Source organism: Streptomyces sp. NPDC048191 (assembly GCF_040652655.1).
Lineage (GTDB): Bacteria > Actinomycetota > Actinomycetes > Streptomycetales > Streptomycetaceae > Streptomyces.
The window spans coordinates 168,027-184,377 of record NZ_JBEZMO010000016.1 but is presented as its reverse complement, the minus strand read 5'-3'; the positions used below and the strand labels follow the sequence as shown (position 1 = coordinate 184,377).

Genomic DNA, 16,351 nt, shown 5'->3' with positions numbered 1-16,351 from the left:
GTGCATGCGGAGACGAAGCACCACACCAGCCGCCCGCACGGCCACACCCAGCGCACGCCGTCCCACGGGTGCGCACCAGGACAACCGCACCGCGCTCGGTCCACCGGGCCACCACCCCCCAACGCCTCGGCCTACAGCACGGCCAGGGCGTGGGTGTGCTCGGGGCGTGCCCGCTGGTGCCGGGACTCGGGGCGGGGTGCTGGGGGTTGCTACCGGCGACGGTGGGTGCGCGCGGCCGGACACCGTGGGGCCGGGCACCAGTGGAACGGAGCCGGTCACCGGGCTCACACGTCGAGCCGGCTGATGCGCACCGCTCCCCCGGCCTCGCCGGGGTGGGCGCTCGTCAGGGTCAGCCGGAGCCGGGAGCCGCGCGCCGCGTCGAAGGTGATCACGGTCGGGCTGTCCGAGGCCGTGGCCCACTCCACCTTCGCGCCGGTCACCGGAACGTAGACGCGTCCGTCCCACACCGCCACCTCGGCCCGCGCGGGCAGCGCGTGCGTGGCGTCCACGGTGAAGGAGACGGCCACCCGGTCGACGGTGCGGGCGCGCCCGAAGTCGACCGACACCCAGTCCTTCGCGCGCGCCCCGTTGAACGCGGGCAGCAGCGCGGTGGCGGACTTGGCGAAGGCGTTGGACCAGCCGGTGGCCGGGTCGCCGTCGAGCATCGCCGCGGGCAGGGTGTCCGGGCGCCCGGAGTAACTGGCGTCCGCCCAGGGGTGGTTCACGGGCGCCGGGTGGTCGGGCTCGAAGCCGGTCACCGGTGTACGAGCGGTGTCCCGCGCCCGGGTGGCGGGCAGGCGGGCCGTGCCGGTGCGCAGCCCGTCCGCCCGTGCGGTGACGGTCAGCGCGCCCGGCTCCGGGCCGGACCGGACGATGGCGAGAGCCTTTCCGTGGAACGCGGTGCGGGTGCTCGCCTGGTAGCGCTCGGCGCTCTCCTCACGGCCGTTGTCGACCCCGGCCAGGGAACCGCCCGTGACGTCGAAGGCGATGAGGTGCCCGGCGTCGGGCACCACCACGCCGTGCGCGTCGACGACCTCGGCGGTGACGAAGACCAGTGAACGGCCGTCGGCGGCGACGGAGTCACGGTCCGCGGTGAGGCGTACGGCGTGCGGGGCCCCGGCCGTGCGCAGCACGTCGGTGGCGACCACCTTGCCGTCCCGTCGGGCCACGGCCTTCAACTCGCCCGGCCGGAACGGCACTTTCCACATCAGGTGCAGCTTGCCCGCGCTGCCGTTGGGGCTGGTGTAACTGCCCGGGTAGGGGCCGTCGGTGAAGGTCTTGTCGTCGCCGGTGGGCTCGGTGGTCTCCAGGTAGGCGCGTCCGTCGGTGGTCTTCTTGACGTGGAACTCCCGTGTGCCGAGGGACCTTCCGTTGAGGAGGAGCTCGACCGACGGCACGTTCGCGTAGGCCCAGACCTCGACCGTGTCGCCCTCCTCGTGGTTCCAGCTCATCGGCAGCAGGTGGACCATGGGCTCGCTCGTCCACTGGCTCCTGAAGAGGTGGTACATGTCCTTGGGGAAGCCGGCCGTGTCGACCGCGCCGAAGAAGGACGCCTTGACCGGGAAGACGTCGTACGGGGTGGGCTCGCCGATGTAGTCGATGCCGGACCACAGGAACTGCCCCGCGAACCACTTGCGGTCCCGGTCCTTCTTGTGCCCGTACTCGCCGCTCATCGTCCAGGAGGCGAGGTTGTTGTCGTAGGAGGAGGTCTCCCGCCTGCCCGGCGTGTGGTTCTCGCCGGTGTTGAGGTGTTCCGGCTCCTGGTACGCGCCCCGGGTCGAGGTCTCCGAGGAGGACTCGGACTCGAAGAGGAACAGGTGGGGGTACCGGGTGTGCAGCGCGTCGACCGACTTGGCCGTGTTGTAGTTCAGGCCCAGGCCGTCGAGCTTGGCGAGCATCAGGTCGGCCGCCGAGCCCTTGGCCGGCACGCCGTGGTACTTGTTCGAGCCGATCACCACCGGGCGGGTGTCGTCCGCGGCCTTGATCGCGCCGATGATCCGGTCGGCCATGGCCAGCCCCGCGGTGGAGGTGGAGTCGGGGATCTCGTTGCCGATGGACCACAGGACGACGGCCGGCGAGTTCCGGGCGGCCAGGACCATCTCGGTGGCGTCCTTCTCGCACCACTCGTCGAAGAACCGGCCGTAGTCGTACGTCGTCTTGCCGGTGCGCCAGCAGTCGAAGGCCTCCACCATCATCACGATGCCCAGTTCCTCGCAGACCTGGATCATCTGCGGTGAGGGCGGGTTGTGGGAGGTGCGGAAGGCGTTGACGCCCATCGACTTCATGATCCGCATCTGTCTGCGGACCGCGTCGACGCTGATCGCGGCGCCGAGCGCGCCCTGGTCGTGGTGCAGGTCGACACCCTTGATCTTGGTGTAGGTGCCGTTCAGGGAGAACCCCTCGTCGGGGTCGAAGCGGTAGGCGCGGATGCCGAAGGGTGTGCGGAACGTGTCGGTGGTGCGGCCGGCCACGCGCAGCTCGGTGTGCAGCGTGTAACGGTGCCCGGGTGTCTCGAAGTCCCACAACAGGGGCTCGTCGACGGTCAGTTCATGGGTCTCGGTGGCCCGGTCGGAGACGGCGGCCGTGGTGGAGGCACGGGCGACCGTGCGGCCGTCGGGGCCGGTGATCCGGGACAGCACCTGTACGTCCGCGCCGGTGCCGGACTCGTTCAGCACCGTCGTCGCCACCCGGACGAGGGCGCTGCCGGCGGAGATCTCGGGGGTCGTGACGCGGGTGCCCCAGCGTGCCACGTGCACCGGTTCGGTGATCACGAGCCGGGCCTCGCGGTAGATGCCGCTGCCGGAGTACCAGCGGCTGCTCGGCAGTTGGTTCTGCACCTTGACCGCGAGCACGTTGGGGGTGCCGCCGTCGGTGTGCACCAGGCCGGTGAGGCCGAGGGCGAAGCCGGTGTAGCCGTAGGGGTGGTGGCCGGCCTGCGTGCCGTTGCAGTAGACGTAGGAGTCCATGTAGACGCCGTCGAACTCCACCGAGATCCGCTTGCCCGCGCAGGACGGCGGCAGGGTGAAGGCGAGCCGGTACCAGCCGAGGCCGCCCGGGAGGAAGCCGGTCCCGCTGGTGGTGCCGTGGTCGGTGGTGGGGGTCTGCTCGATGCTCCAGTCGTGCGGGACGGCGACCTCGCGCCAGGCCGAGTCGTCGTAGCCGGGGGCGGCGGCCTGCGCGTAGGCGCCGGTGGGATCGGTGATGCCGCCCGCGTCGACCAGGGCGAAGCGCCAGCCGTCGCGCAGCGGCACGATGTGGCGTGTGCCGGTCCCGGACGCCTCGGCGGCGTCGGCGGCCGGGACCGCCGGGATGCTCAGCAGTGCTCCGGCCGCGGGGGTGGCGGTGGCGGCGACCAGAACCGATCGGCGAGTGACCGTCATGGCGGCTCTCCCTCGTCAGGACTCAGAAGTACTCACAACTGATCGTGAACAAACAGATTCTGACGGCCCGGCACACACGATCGTCAAGGGTCCGGAACTCCGTGACCACGCCGGACGGCAGATCAGCCGGAATTCCCCCTTGACCGTGTTCGACCTACCGGCCGCCTGGGCGGCGGTCGTGGTTCACGGGAGTCCCCGAAGCACTACGCTGGAACGCGAGAGGTGCCACCTGTTCACTGTGAGTGTGCGCTTGGGAGCGGCGACGATGAGCCGGGTCTATCCGTTCGACGAGGCGGCGACGGCCCGGGCTGTCATCGACGACCACGGAACGCTGGTCGAGTGGAACGAGGGCGCACGGCGGCTGCTCGGCCACCCGGCGGACGCCGTCCTGGGCCGCCCCGCCGCCCGGCTGCTGGCCGGGGAGGAGGACATCCCGGCCGCGCCCACGGGCGGCCGCTGGGAGGGGACGCTCGGATTGCGCCACCAGGACGGCCGCACGGTCCCCGTCTGGCTGCTCGCCCACCGCCGGCCCCCGCACGACGAACGGGGCGGCAGCTGGCTCGTGGTCACCCCGCTGCCCGGCACGGAACCGCCCACCGACGACGACCCGCTCGCCGCGGCCGGCCTGCTCCAGTCGCCCTGTGCGGTCGCCGTGTACGACGCCGAGCTCCGGCTGCGCCGGATGAACGACGCGATGGCCGAGGTCCTCGGGCTGCCGGCGGAGCGCCTGCGCGGGCTGCGACTCGCCGAGATCGGCGGCAAACCGCAGAGCGACGAACTGGAGCAGGGCATGCTCCGGGTGCTGAGCACGGGCAGTCCGCTGGACGTGCAGACCATGCACACCGGCGGAAGGGGCCGCGCCCAGGCCTGGCTCGCCCGGATGGCCCCGGTCCGGGACGCCCGTGGCCGGGTGCGCGGGGTGTGCCTGGCCGCGCACGACATCACCGACAACTACCGGGCCCGGCAGCGGCTGCAACTGGTGAACGAGGCGAGCATGCGCGTCGGCACCACGCTGGACGTCATCCGCACCGCCCAGGAACTGACGGACGTGTGCGTGCCCGCGCTCGCCGACTTCGTCACCATCGACCTGCTCGACCCGCAGGACTACGGCGGCGAGCCCCCGGCCCGCATCACCGCGCCGGTCACGCTGCACCGGGCCGCCCATCGCTCCGTCCTGCACGGGGTGCCCGAGGCCGTGCTGGCGCCCGGGCAGACCGCGCAGTACCCGGCCGGCTCGCCCCAGGCGGACTCGCTCACCGCCGGCCACACGATCATCGCCTCGGCGGTCGCGGGACCGGTGCCGCCGTCGCCGGCCCGGACCGGCGTGCGGATGCGGGGACTCGGCATCCACTCCTCGATGGCGGTGCCCGTCCAGGCCCGCGGGCTGACCCTCGGGGTCGCGCTCTTCACCCGGCACCGGCGACCGGACCCGTTCACCGCGGACGACCGGCTGCTCGCCGAGGAGATCACCACGCGGGCCGCCGTCTGCATCGACAACGCCCGCCGCTACTCCCGCGAACGCGAGACCGCGCTCGCCCTCCAGCGCAGCCTGCTGCCCCGCACGCTGCCGCGCACGGCCGCGCTGGAGGCCTCCTGCCGCTACCTGCCGGCCGCGCGGGCGGGGGTGGGCGGCGACTGGTTCGACGTGATCCCGCTGTCCGGGATGCGGGTCGCGATGGTCGTCGGGGACGTCGTCGGGCACGGTGTGGAGGCCTCGGCCACCATGGGTCGACTGCGGACGGCGGTACGCACGCTCGCCGACATCGACCTCGCCCCGGACGAGCTGCTCACCCACCTGGACGACCTGGTGGTCCGGCTGTCCGAGGAGTCCGGCGGCGACGGCAGCCCCAGCGAGGTCGGCGAGGTCGGCGCGACCTGCGTCTACGCCGTCTACGACCCGGTGTCCAGACGCTGCACCCTCGCGCGCGCCGGGCATCCCCCACCGGTGGTTCTGCTGCCGGGCAGCGCGCCCCGGGCACTGGACGTGCCCGCCGGTCCCCCGCTGGGTCTCGGCGGGCTGCCTTTCGAGTCCACCGAGGTGGAACTGCCCGAGGGCACCGTCCTGGCGCTGTACACGGACGGGCTGGTGTGGGCCCGGGAACGGGACCCGGACACCAACCGAGAGATGCTGTACCGGGCGCTCGGCTCGTCCGCCGACGCCCTGGACGAGACCTGCGACCGCGTCCTGCACACCCTGCTGCCGCCCGGCGGCTCGGCGGACGACGTGGCGCTGCTGCTGGCCCGTACCCAGGGCCTGCCCGCCGAGCAGGTGGCGACCTGGGACATTCCCGCCGACCCGGCGCTGGTCGCGCCGATCCGCAAGCAGGTCGTGGAGCAGCTGGACGGCTGGCGGCTGAGCGAGGCCGCGTTCACGGCGGAACTGGTGGTCAGCGAGCTGGTCACCAACGCCATCCGGTACGGCTCCCACCCCATCCGGCTGCGGCTGATCCACGACGCCACCACGCTGATCTGCGAGGTGTCCGACACCAGTCACACCGCCCCGCACCTGCGCCGGGCCAAGACCTTCGACGAGGGCGGCCGGGGCCTGCTGCTGGTCGCCCAGCTCACCCAGCGCTGGGGCAGCCGGCACACCCCGGAGGGCAAGACGATCTGGGCGGAACTGCCGCTGTACGAGGAGGAGGGGTAGGGCTCAGGACCCCGCCAGCCACGGGCGCACCTGTTTGCGGGCCTCGTGCAGCCGGGACTTGAGGGTGCCGAGCGGGATGCCGACGCGCTCGGCGACCTCGGCGTAGTCCAGCTGGCAGATGTCCCGGTAGACCAGCGGCGCGACCAGGTGCGGATGGGTACGCTCCAGCCGCTCCAGCGCCTCCAGCAGGTCCACCCGGGAACCGGCGATGACGCTGGTGGTGCGCGGGTCGACGGCGTACGACGGCTCGATGGCGGCCGGCTGCTCGGCGGCCCGCCGCTTCAGCTCGCGGTACTTCTGCCGGGCGCAGTTGGCGACGACGGTGTAGAGCCAGGTGCTGAAGCGGCTGCGGCCCTCGAAGGCGGAGATGTGCCGGGCCACCTGGAGCAGCACGTCCTGCGCCGCCTCCTCGGCGTCCTCCCGGCACGGCAGGAAGCGCCCGCAGCGGCGGACGACCTCCGGCCGTATCTCGTGCAGCAGCCGGTCCAGGGCCGCGCTGTCACCGGCGGCGGCCCGCCGCGCGAGGTCTTCCATCGGCGCCTGGTCCTGCACGGACGGGCCCTCCTCCAAGTCGATCTCAGGCCAGGCATGATAGTCGTATGCACTCCCTGGAGCGGATCGGCCGCTACCGCCTCGAACGGCCGCTGGGCACCGGCGGCTTCGCCACGGTGTGGCTCGCGCACGACGACGAGCTGCAGGCCCCGGTCGCGGTGAAGGTCCTCGCCGAGAACTGGGCGCACCGGCTCGACATCAGGGACCGCTTCCTGTCCGAGGCCCGGCTGCTGCGCCGGGCCGGCTCCAACCGGGTGGTGCAGGTCTACGACATCGGTGAACTCCCGGACGGCAGGCCGTACTTCGTGATGGAGTACGCCGACGGCGGCACCCTCGCCGATCTGCTGGCGGGCGGTCCGCTGCCGGTGCGCCACGCGCTCGCGCTGACGGCCGAGGCCGCCCGTGCCGCCGCCGCGCTGCACGAGGCGGGCATCGTGCACCGGGACATCAAGCCGACCAATGTGCTGCTGCACACCGCCCCGGACGGCACCCGGCGGGTGCTGCTGGCCGACCTCGGGCTCGCCAAGAGCCTCGCGCAGGCCTCGGTGCTCACGCTGGCCGCGGGCTCGGCGGGCTATCAGCCGCCGGAGCAGGCCGAGCCCGGTGAGGGGATCGACGAGCGGGCGGACGTCTACAGCCTGGGCGCGGTCGGCTACGAGCTGGTCACCGGCAGTGTGCCGGGCCCGCCGGGCAGGGTCGTACCGCCCCGGCGGCTGCGGCCGGACCTCGGCGAGGACGTGGAGCGGGCCCTGCTGCGGGCGTTGGAACCGGACCGGGCGCGGCGCTGGCCCGGCGCGCAGCCGTTCGCGAACGAACTGGACCGGCTCGCGGCGGGCCCACCGGTGCTCCGGTCCGCCCGCCGGCTGGACGGTGTCCGCGGCCGGCTCACTCCGGTGACGCTGTCCCTGGCCGCGGTGCTCGCCGCGGCGGCGGCCGCGGTCACAGTGACCGTGCTGATCCACCATGGTGGCTCCTCGGACGAGGTGCGGGTCTCGGACTCGACCGGGCGGGTGGTCGTGCGGGTGCCGGCCGCCTTCGGCCGCGAACTGCGCGACTCCGGCTGGGACCCGGGCGCGCTGGGGCTCGCCAAGGGGCACGAACCGGCGCTGGTGGTCGCCGACGACCTGAACCGGTGGTCCGATCTCGGGGCGCCGGTGGACGGCGTGTTCGTCGGGGTGAGCGAGCACGGCGACGTCACCGCGAAGGTGAAGGCCCTGGACCACTCCGGTTGCCGCTACTCAGGCAGCCGCACCTTCACCGACGGTGACTGGCACGGCACGGTGCGGGCCTGGAGCGGCTGCCCGGACGGCGGCTCGGTCACCGAGTCCGCGCTGGGCCGGGCGGACGGCGCCGGGCAGCCCCAGGTGTACGTGCAGGTGCGCGAGCGGGGCGTCAAGGACGCCACTGACGCGATACTCCGTTCGCTGAGCGTGGCCTGACCGGCGTCTGCGCACGGTCACGGTGGGGAAAAGAACCCTGCGTGTGCCGAACCTTTCCGGCGCTGCGCGCATCGGAGTGTGATGACGGCGCACTCGGCGCCCAAGGTACGCGGCCTGCGTCGCGTGCCATGACCAACCAGGAGTGTTGAGCGACATGGTGTACACACCCCGGTCCGCGCGGCACGGGGCCCTGCTCGTGGGCACGGTCGCCCTGCTGGGCCTGCTGACCGCCTGTGGCAACGGCAAGGACGTCCACAGCAACCCACCGATGACGGCCTCCGGTACGGCCGCGCCGGCGACCGACGACTCGAAGAGCCCGGCGTCCGACACCTCCACGCCGGGCGCCCCGGCCACCGGCGGCGGTGCCTCCTCCCCCTCCGTCTCGAAGTCGGGGCCCTCCGCGACCGGTGGCGGCGGCGGGACCACGGCCGCGGCGAGCAGCCGCTGCCACAGCTCCGAGCTGGGGGCGTCGGTGGGCCGGAACGACCCTGGCGCCGGCCAGGAGAACTTCCCCGTCGTCCTCACCAACAAGTCCGGCCGGACCTGCACCCTGCGCGGCTATCCGGGCGCGGCGTTCGTGAGCGGCTCCGGCAGCCAGCTCGGCCCCGACCCCCGGCGGGCGTCGGGCTCCGCGACCACGGTCACCCTGCGGCCGGGGCAGAGCGCCTGGGCGGGGCTGACCTTCTCCAACCCCGGCATCAGCGGCGCCAAGACGGCCACCCCGGCCGCACTGCTGGTCACTCCCCCGGACGAGCGGGACTCGCTGAAGGTCTCCTGGACGGCCGGAGCGGTGCCCGTCTCCGGGAACTCCTCCTCCGTCTTCCTGTCGGTGTTCAGCCCGGGCACCGCCCCCTGACCTGCCCGGACACCCCCGAGAACCCCGCTGCCCACTCCCCCGGGCAGCGGGGTTCGTCATGCTCGCGCCACAACTGTCACAGGACGGCAACAGGCGCCCGAGGCCGCGACCTTTCCCCCGACTCCTGTCATCGAACCCGTCGACCCACACCGGCGAGCAGGCCCCACGGGGGCCGTGACAAGGAAATCGGGGAGCAAGATGAGCGGGATCTCACGCAGGCGGTTGCTGACGGCGGGCGCGGCGGCGGGCGCCCTGGGCACGCTGGCCGCGTGCTCCTCCGGCACCGGCCTGTTGGACGGCGGCCCGGGGGACGGCAAGGGCACCGCGCAGGCCCGGCCGGTGAAACCGATCGGCGACGGCTCCACGGCCGACACCGGGGCCCAGCCGCACCAGCCGAAGCCCGAGCGGCTGAAGCCGGGCCAGAAGCCGCCGCAGTTCGTGGTGTTCTCCTGGGACGGCGCGGGCGAGCTGAGCAACCAGCTGTTCTCCCGGTTCCGCAAGGTCGCCGCCGACCACGGCGCCAGGATGACGTTCTTCCTCAGCGGCATCTACGCGCTGCCCGAGTCCAAGAAGCACCTGTACCGTCCGCCGCAGCACCCGGTCGGTGCCTCCGCCATCGGCTACCTCGCCGACCGGCACATCCACGCCACCCTCCAGCAGGTGCGCGCCGCCTGGCTGGAGGGCCACGAGATCGGCACCCACTTCAACGGGCACTTCTGCGGCGCGACCGGCGTGCGCAACTGGTCCCCGGCCGAGTGGCGCAGCGAGATCGAGCAGGCGATGTCCTTCGTGACGCAGTGGAAGACCAACACCGGCTTCACGGACCTCGAACCGCTGCCCTTCGACTACCGCAAGGAGCTGATCGGGGGCCGTACCCCCTGCCTTGAGGGCCAGTCCAACCTGCTGCCCACCGCGGCCGCGCTCGGCTGGAAGTACGACGCCAGCTCCCCCGGCGGGCTGCAGATCTGGCCGGGCAAGGTGCAGGGCGGGAAGATCTGGGACTTCCCGCTGCAGTCCATACCGTTCCCCGGGCACTCCTTCCAGGTGCTGTCGATGGACTACAACATGATGTTCAACCAGTCCGGCGGCAACCCCAACGGCGACCGCACCCAGTACGACGTCTGGCGCTCCCAGGCCCGCGACGCCTATGTCGCCGGTTTCCAGCGGGCGTACACGACCAACCGCGCCCCCCTCTTCATCGGCAACCACTTCGAGCGCTGGAACGGCGGCATCTACATGGACGCCGTCGAGGAGGCGATCGGGAAGATGGCCGCCTACGGCGACGACGTACGGTTCGTGTCGTTCAAGCAGCTCGTGGCCTGGCTGGAGGCGCAGGACCCGGCGGTGCTGCGCAAGCTGCGCACGCTGGTGCCGGGTCAGGCCCCGGTGGGCGGCTGGGAGGAGTTCCTGGGCGCGGCGGGCAGCCGGTCGTCCTGAGAGGGCCGCGGCCGTCTGCTTTCATGGGCGGGCACCACGTGATCCTTCCGGAGGGACCCGCCCTGAACACCCCGCTCGCCGCGGCCCTGTCCGCCGTACTGCTCGTCGCGGTGCTCGCCTGGGCCGTCGTACGGCCCCGCGGGTGGCCCGAGGCGGTCATGGCCGTACCCGCCGCCGGTGTCGCGGTCGCCACCGGCGCGATCTCCCCCGGCCACGCCGGAGCCGAGGTGGAGCGGCTCGGACCGGTCGTCGGTTTCCTGGCGGCGGTGCTGGTACTCGCCCACTTCTGCGATGTGGAGGGGCTGTTCCGGGCGTGCGGCGCGTGGATGGCCCGGTGGGCGGCGGGGCGCCCGGTGCGCCTGCTGACGGCGGTCTTCGCGCTGGCCTCCGCCATCACCGCCGTGCTCAGTCTGGACGCCACCGTCGTGCTGCTCACACCGGTGGTCTTCGTCACGGCCGCACGCACCGGCGTACGGCCCAAACCGCATGTCTACGCCTGCACGCACCTGTCCAACACCGCGTCGCTGCTGCTGCCGGTGTCCAACTTGACGAACCTGCTGGCGTTCGCGGCGAGCGGGCTGAGCTTCACGCGGTTCGCGGCGCTGATGGCACTGCCGTGGGTGGTGGCGATCGCCGCCGAGTACGTGGTGTTCCGGCGGTTCTTCGCCCGTGACCTCGTGTCGGTGGCACCGGCGGGCGCAGACGCCGCTGCGGCGCCCCCGTTGCCGCTGTTCGCGCTGGTGACCGTCGGCTGCACGCTGGCGGGATTCGTGGTGGCATCGGCGTTCGGTGTGGAGCCGGCCTGGGTCGCGGCGGCGGGCGCGCTGGTGCTGGCCGGGCGGGCGCTCATGCGGCGGGAGGCGACCGCGCTGACCGTCGTCCGCGCGGCCTCCCCCGCCTTCCTCGCGTTCGTGCTGGCGCTGGGCGTCGTGGTGCGGGCGGTCGTGGACAACGGGCTCGCGGACGTGCTCGGGCACGTGGTGCCGCACGGCACCGGGCTGCCCGCGCTGCTGGGGATCGCCGCGTCGGCCGCCGTCCTCGCGAACCTGATCAACAACCTGCCCGCGGTGCTGGTCCTGCTGCCCCTGGCCGCACCCGCCGGACCGGGCGCGGTGCTCGCGGTGCTGCTGGGCGTGAACATCGGACCCAACCTGACCTATGCCGGGTCCCTGGCGACGCTGTTGTGGCGGCGGATCGTGCACCAGCACGACCACGGCGTGGACCTCGGTGAGTTCACCCGGCTGGGTCTGATCGCCGTGCCGTCCTCCCTGGGCGTCGCGGTGGTGGCACTGTGGGGATCGCTGCAGGTTCTCTGAGGTTTCGAGGGCGCCGAGGGAGGACGACCGGATGCGTGTGACCGCTTGGCTCACCGAGGGCACGTGGCCCGCCTGCGTGGACGCGGTGCGCGGCCACACACCCGACACCGCCGAGGTGGTGCTGCTCCACGTCAGCGGGCCGGAGGTGCCGGGGCTGGCGCACGGCGCGTTCGCGGGCCTGCTGGGCCGTGGGCATCCGGACCGGGACCCCGGTGACCTCCTGGAGGCGCTCGGCGGGAGTTCGGCGGCCGAGTTGCTGGACGCGGCGGCGGAGCGGCTGGGCCGGCCCTGTGGACGCGAGGAGCGGTCGGGCCGGGTCGAGCGGGAGGTGGTGGCCGCGGCCGAGGGCGCCGATCTGCTGGTGCTGGCCCGGGACGGTGACCGGTCCCGGCTCGGGCCGAAGAGCCTCGGCCCGGCGGTCCGGTTCGTCGTCGACCACGCACCCTGCCCGGTGCTGCTGGTGTGGCCGGAGGCGGCCCCGGGACTCGGCACGATTCCGCCGCCACCGCCGCACCGCCCCTGAGTCAGCGGTGGTGGCGCCCGCCGCCTCCGTAGCCGCCGCCGTCGTACCCCCCGCCGTCCCCTGCGCAGTAGTACGGGTAGGCGGAGCAGGGGTCCACCGTGGCGGACGGCGTGGCCGCCGGACTCGACCCGTTCGCCGTCGGGGCCGGGGTCCGGGTCGGCGCGTCCGTCGTTCCGGAGGCCTTGGGCGCGGGCGTCGCCGTGAGGGTCGCCCGGTGCGAGGGGGCGGTCGCCGGCGGGGTGCCGTGGCTGTCCCAGTTGACGTTCTGCATCTGCAGGTCGGGCTTGGCGGTGTCGACGGCCCAGCGCTGGGCGGTGCCGGGGGCGCGGTTCTTGAGGACCAGGGCGCCGGAGCCGTCGGTGGCGGCCGGGGTGAGGGCGAGGTCCTGGTTCCAGCGGGGTATCAGGGCGCCCTGGAGGGTGAAGTCGTAGCGGATGTTCCTGGCGGCCTTGCCGGTGGCCGAGCAGGGGGCGAGGCGGACGGAGTAGCCGAGGCTGGAGTCCAGGCACAGGCCGGGCGCGGCGGAGTTGCGCAGCAGTCCGTCGGTCTCGTACGTCCACTGCTGGCCCGGTGTCGCGGAGCAGGGGGCGAGTTCGGTCTCGGCGCCCTTGACGGCCTTCTTCCCGACGACGCCGATGCACAGGCCGGAGGCGAGGTTGTGCAGCCTGCCGTGCAGGGCGCCCTGGCCGGCCGCGTTGGCCCCGGCCCAGGAGGCGCCGGGGCCGGCGGCGTCCTTGCCCGGCGACGGGGAGGCGGATCCGCCGGCCGGATGCCGACCGCCGCCCGGACCGAGCGCGGACCACAGCACCAAGGGCAGGACCACCAGACCGCTGACGGTGACGACGGCCAGGGCGAGATGGCGACGCCGGGCACGGCGGACACGGGCGGCACGATGGGCCGAACGCCGGGAGGGCGCGGTCTCCCCGGGTTCGCCCGACGCACCGGCGGCGTGAACGGAGCGGCGGCGGTACGGCGTTGGGGATGCGTCACTGCCGGCGGCGCCGGCACGCCGGGCGGGCCCGGCGGAACCCTTCTCCCCGTGCGGCCCGGCGAAGACGGCCCCGGAACCACGCCGGTTCCCGGGCTCGGCGGAGCCACCCGCCCCCATGGGCCCGGCGACAGAACCCCGCCGCGCGGACCCGGAACCACCACGGCGCACAGGCCCACCGGAACCGCTCCGGTTCCCGGGCTCGGCGGAGCCGTCCGCCCCCGTCGGCCCGGCGGCACCGCCCCCGTGACCAAGTTCGCCGGAACCGCCCCGGCGCGGCGGTTCCGCGGACAGGAAGGGCTCGCCGGACCGGGGGGCGACGGTCTCGGGGTGCGGGGCCGGTTCGGTCGGGTCCTCGGCGCGGCTCGCCCGGGACTCCAGGTACTCCCGGGCGCCCCAGCCGAGGACCGCTTCGGCCAGGGCGAGCCCGAGTCCCGTGTTGAACGCGGCGAGTTGGTCGGCGGTCCGGCTGCAGTGGCCGCACCCGGCCAGGTGCCGGCGCAGGTCCGGGTCGATGTCGGTCCCGCCGCGCCGGAACGTCACGTCGAGCATGCGCTGATAGCGGTGGCACTCGGTCTCGGGGGCGAGTTCGCGGTGGACCTGGAGGCACTCCTCGCGCACCCGTTCCCTGGCCCGGCGCAGCTCGACGCGCGCGTCGTCCTCGTCCAGGCCGAGCAGAGCCGCCGGCACGGCGAGGGGTTCGCCCTCGACCTCGGTGTGCCAGAGTACGGCACGCGAGGTCTGGGGCACGCGCTGGAACGCGCGGGACAGCTGGCGCCGGCCGGGCGGCGGCAGCAGCCGGGCGGCGGCACGCTCGCCGGCCTCGCCGGACCGCAGCGCCGGATGGAGCAGTTCCCGTTGGCCGCCGGTGTCCCACTCGGCCGCGATCCGGCGGACGGCCACCAGCACGTGGGGCCGCCAGGCGGCGGTCGGTCCGGCCTGCCGCAGCGATTCCCCGAACAGCCGGGTGAAGGCGGCGGTGGTGAGCATGCCGGCGGCGCGCGTCCCGTCCGTGCACAACCGGGCGTAGGCGAAAGCCGCCTCCCAGTGCCGGTCGAGGAGTTCACCGACCGGAAGCAGTGCCGGTGTCCCTCCGGTCCACTTCTTCAGCTCGGCACTCAGTTGTTCGTCCGACAGGCCGGCCTCATTCACGACTGTATTCCTCCAGACGTGATACGGAATTAGTCCATACCAAGCAGTATGGGAAGGTGGTGGGGCTGCTCGAACGTCCACCTGAGGCGGCTCTTTTGAAGCGTGGGGGGTGTACGGGGAGCGGCCTGGCGCATACAGCGGGAATGCGATGTGCCTGCGCGCCGACAGCGCACACTTTCGCACAGAGACGCACGCGCGAACAAGGGATCTCCCGATTATCTGCAAGTGCCCGCGGTTCGGCTCCTTATTGACTCAGATTCAGGTGAATCCTTTTCTCCTCTTGTCTCCGTTCACCCGCCCGGTACGCGCCGGGCGGCACTCCGTAGCGTTCCCGGAAGATCCGGCTGAAATGGAAGGGGCTGGTGAATCCGGAGACCGCAGCCACCCGTTCCACCGTCAGGTCGGTCGCCTCCAGCAGCCGGGCCGCGTGCCGCAGCCGGGCCTCCCGCAGGGCCCGCATCGGGGACCGTCCGGTGGCGAGGGTGAACAGGTGGGCGAAGCGGGACGGGGAGAGCGCGACGCTCTCGGCGAGCGAGCGGACGCTGTGCGGCGCGCCGGGGTCGGCGGCGATCAGCTCTTCGGCGCGGCGCACCCGGGCGTCGGCAGCCGCCGCGGGCGGTGGTGTCCGGGCCCCGCCGGCGGCGAGCAGGACGACCTCTTCCAGTGCGCACAGGGCGAGTTCCCGCGCCAGGCTGCCGTGGGCCACGGCCACCGGGTCCGGCTCGCGCGGCACCTGCGCGCCCGGTCCGCGGGCGTCGGCGAGCATCCGGTCGAACACCGCCTCGATCCGGGCGTGCAGGGTGCCCGGTACGGGCGTGACGGCGTACAGGCCGTCGGACAGGGCGTACGGGGCGAGCCACGGCGTCCAGGCCGGGCGGGCCTGACAGTGCGTCCACCAGAAGCGCCAGCGCTCGGCACCGGGCGCGACGGTGTAGCGGTGGGTGGTGCCCGGGGCGAGCACCACCAGATCCCCGGCACCGGCGCGGACCCGGGCGGCGCCCTGCCGGAGCAGACCGCAGCCGCCCAGGGTGTACGTGAACAGCCAGCTGTCCGAGCCCCGGGGCCGGAGCACGCCGTAGCCCGGCCGCTGGTCGTAGCGGCCGGTCACCACCACCCCGGGCGGCGGGGACGGGGCGGCGACAGCCGTCACGGGCAGGTCGTCAGCACGCACAGGCATCCTCCCGTCGGGCGGCACGGCCTAGCGTGGCGGACAAGTGACCACCGGACTTCGGGAGCGGACACATGACGGCCACGGACTTCGGCGCCATCCTGCCCGAGGGGCTCCGCCGGCGGTTCGAGGAGGACGGATTCACCGTCGTACGCGGGCTGTTCGGCCGGGCCGAGACCGCGCGGCTGTGCGCCGCCTTCGACGCGCTGCACGCCGCCGGTCCCGTGCCGGGACACTTCGCGCCCCGGCCGGCGGACCCCGACCCGCTGCGCCGGTACCCCCGGGTGATGCAGCCGCACGAGTTCAGCCCGGTGGCACGGGAGTTCCTGCTGGACGCCAGGCTGCGGGCCGTGCTGGAGGTGCTGTTCGGAGAGGAGGTGCTGGCCGCGCAGAGCATGTTCTACTTCAAGCCGCCGGGTGCGCGCGGGCAGGCGCTGCACCAGGACAACTTCTATCTGCGGGTCGAGCCGGGCACTTGTGTGGCGGCGTGGGTGGCCTGCGAGCCGATCGACCGGGACAACGGCGGCCTCGAGGTGGTCCCCGGCACCCACCGGATGGACCTGTTCTGTCCCGAACCCGCCGACGAGCGGCTGTCGTTCGCCCGCGAGTTCGTTCCGCCCCCGGCCGGGCTGACCCCGACTCCCGTGGATCTGGGTCCGGGGGACGTGCTGTTCTTCAACGGCAGCCTAGTGCACGGCTCCGGCCCCAACCGGACGGCCGATCGCTTCCGGCGCTCGTTCATCGGGCACTACGTCGGCCGGTCGGCCGAGCGGATCGGCGGGTACTACCGGACGGTGACCATGAGGGGGGAGCGGGTACGGCTGCCGGAGAGCGAGGGTGCGGGGCCGTGCGGCACGGAGTTCGCGCCGCACGGACCTCACTGAGCCCGCGGG

11 protein-coding genes are annotated in these 16,351 nt (G+C 73.5%); 7 read left to right on the top strand and 4 right to left on the bottom strand.

The features are described 5' to 3' along the window. Positions 1-284 precede the first annotated feature (284 nt). Positions 285-3,380, bottom strand: a complete 3,096-nt coding sequence (locus tag AB0D93_RS25535) for a glycoside hydrolase family 2 TIM barrel-domain containing protein (protein WP_362123312.1) — start codon at positions 3,378-3,380, stop codon at positions 285-287. Between the two features lie 265 nt (positions 3,381-3,645). On the opposite strand from AB0D93_RS25535, the gene AB0D93_RS25530 reads away from it, so the two are divergent. Then, a complete protein-coding gene (locus tag AB0D93_RS25530; protein ID WP_362123309.1) occupies positions 3,646-6,027 on the top strand; it encodes a SpoIIE family protein phosphatase in 2,382 nt (793 codons plus the stop codon). 3 nt (positions 6,028-6,030) lie between these two features. On the opposite strand, the gene AB0D93_RS25525 is transcribed toward AB0D93_RS25530, so the two are convergent. Beyond that, positions 6,031-6,579 carry an RNA polymerase sigma factor gene (locus AB0D93_RS25525; protein WP_362123306.1) on the bottom strand — a complete coding sequence of 183 codons (549 nt, stop codon included), beginning with the start codon at positions 6,577-6,579 and terminating at the stop codon, positions 6,031-6,033. A 47-nt stretch (positions 6,580-6,626) separates the two neighbouring features. On the opposite strand from AB0D93_RS25525, the gene AB0D93_RS25520 reads away from it, so the two are divergent. From AB0D93_RS25520 to AB0D93_RS25500, 5 genes are all read left to right on the top strand, one after another. Next, positions 6,627-8,018 (top strand): serine/threonine-protein kinase, encoded by a 1,392-nt coding sequence (locus AB0D93_RS25520; protein WP_362123303.1) that lies wholly within the window; start codon positions 6,627-6,629, stop codon positions 8,016-8,018. Positions 8,019-8,172: 154 nt separating this feature from the next. Further along, the gene (locus AB0D93_RS25515) at positions 8,173-8,874 is read left to right on the top strand and encodes a DUF4232 domain-containing protein (RefSeq protein ID WP_362123300.1); all 702 of its coding nucleotides are present in this window, start codon (positions 8,173-8,175) and stop codon (positions 8,872-8,874) included. 198 nt (positions 8,875-9,072) lie between these two features. Continuing rightward, entirely contained in the window at positions 9,073-10,311 is a 1,239-nt protein-coding gene (locus AB0D93_RS25510) for a hypothetical protein (RefSeq protein WP_362123297.1), read from the top strand. Between the two features lie 23 nt (positions 10,312-10,334). Beyond that, positions 10,335-11,627, top strand: coding sequence for an SLC13 family permease (locus tag AB0D93_RS25505; RefSeq protein ID WP_362123295.1), 1,293 nt, complete (start codon positions 10,335-10,337; stop codon positions 11,625-11,627). A 31-nt stretch (positions 11,628-11,658) separates the two neighbouring features. After that, a complete protein-coding gene (locus tag AB0D93_RS25500) occupies positions 11,659-12,150 on the top strand; it encodes a universal stress protein (RefSeq protein ID WP_362123292.1) in 492 nt (163 codons plus the stop codon). A 1-nt stretch (position 12,151) separates the two neighbouring features. Here the strand turns inward: AB0D93_RS25500 and AB0D93_RS25495 are convergent, their stop codons facing one another. Together AB0D93_RS25495 and AB0D93_RS25490 are read right to left on the bottom strand one after the other, a co-directional pair. Beyond that, complete coding sequence (locus tag AB0D93_RS25495; protein WP_362123289.1) at positions 12,152-14,290, bottom strand: RICIN domain-containing protein; 2,139 nt, start codon at positions 14,288-14,290, stop codon at positions 12,152-12,154. A gap of 244 nt (positions 14,291-14,534) precedes the next feature. Further along, positions 14,535-15,467, bottom strand: a complete 933-nt coding sequence (locus AB0D93_RS25490) for a helix-turn-helix domain-containing protein (protein ID WP_362123286.1) — start codon at positions 15,465-15,467, stop codon at positions 14,535-14,537. Positions 15,468-15,532: 65 nt separating this feature from the next. On the opposite strand from AB0D93_RS25490, the gene AB0D93_RS25485 reads away from it, so the two are divergent. Next, complete coding sequence (locus tag AB0D93_RS25485; protein ID WP_362123283.1) at positions 15,533-16,342, top strand: phytanoyl-CoA dioxygenase family protein; 810 nt, start codon at positions 15,533-15,535, stop codon at positions 16,340-16,342. Positions 16,343-16,351 lie beyond the last annotated feature (9 nt).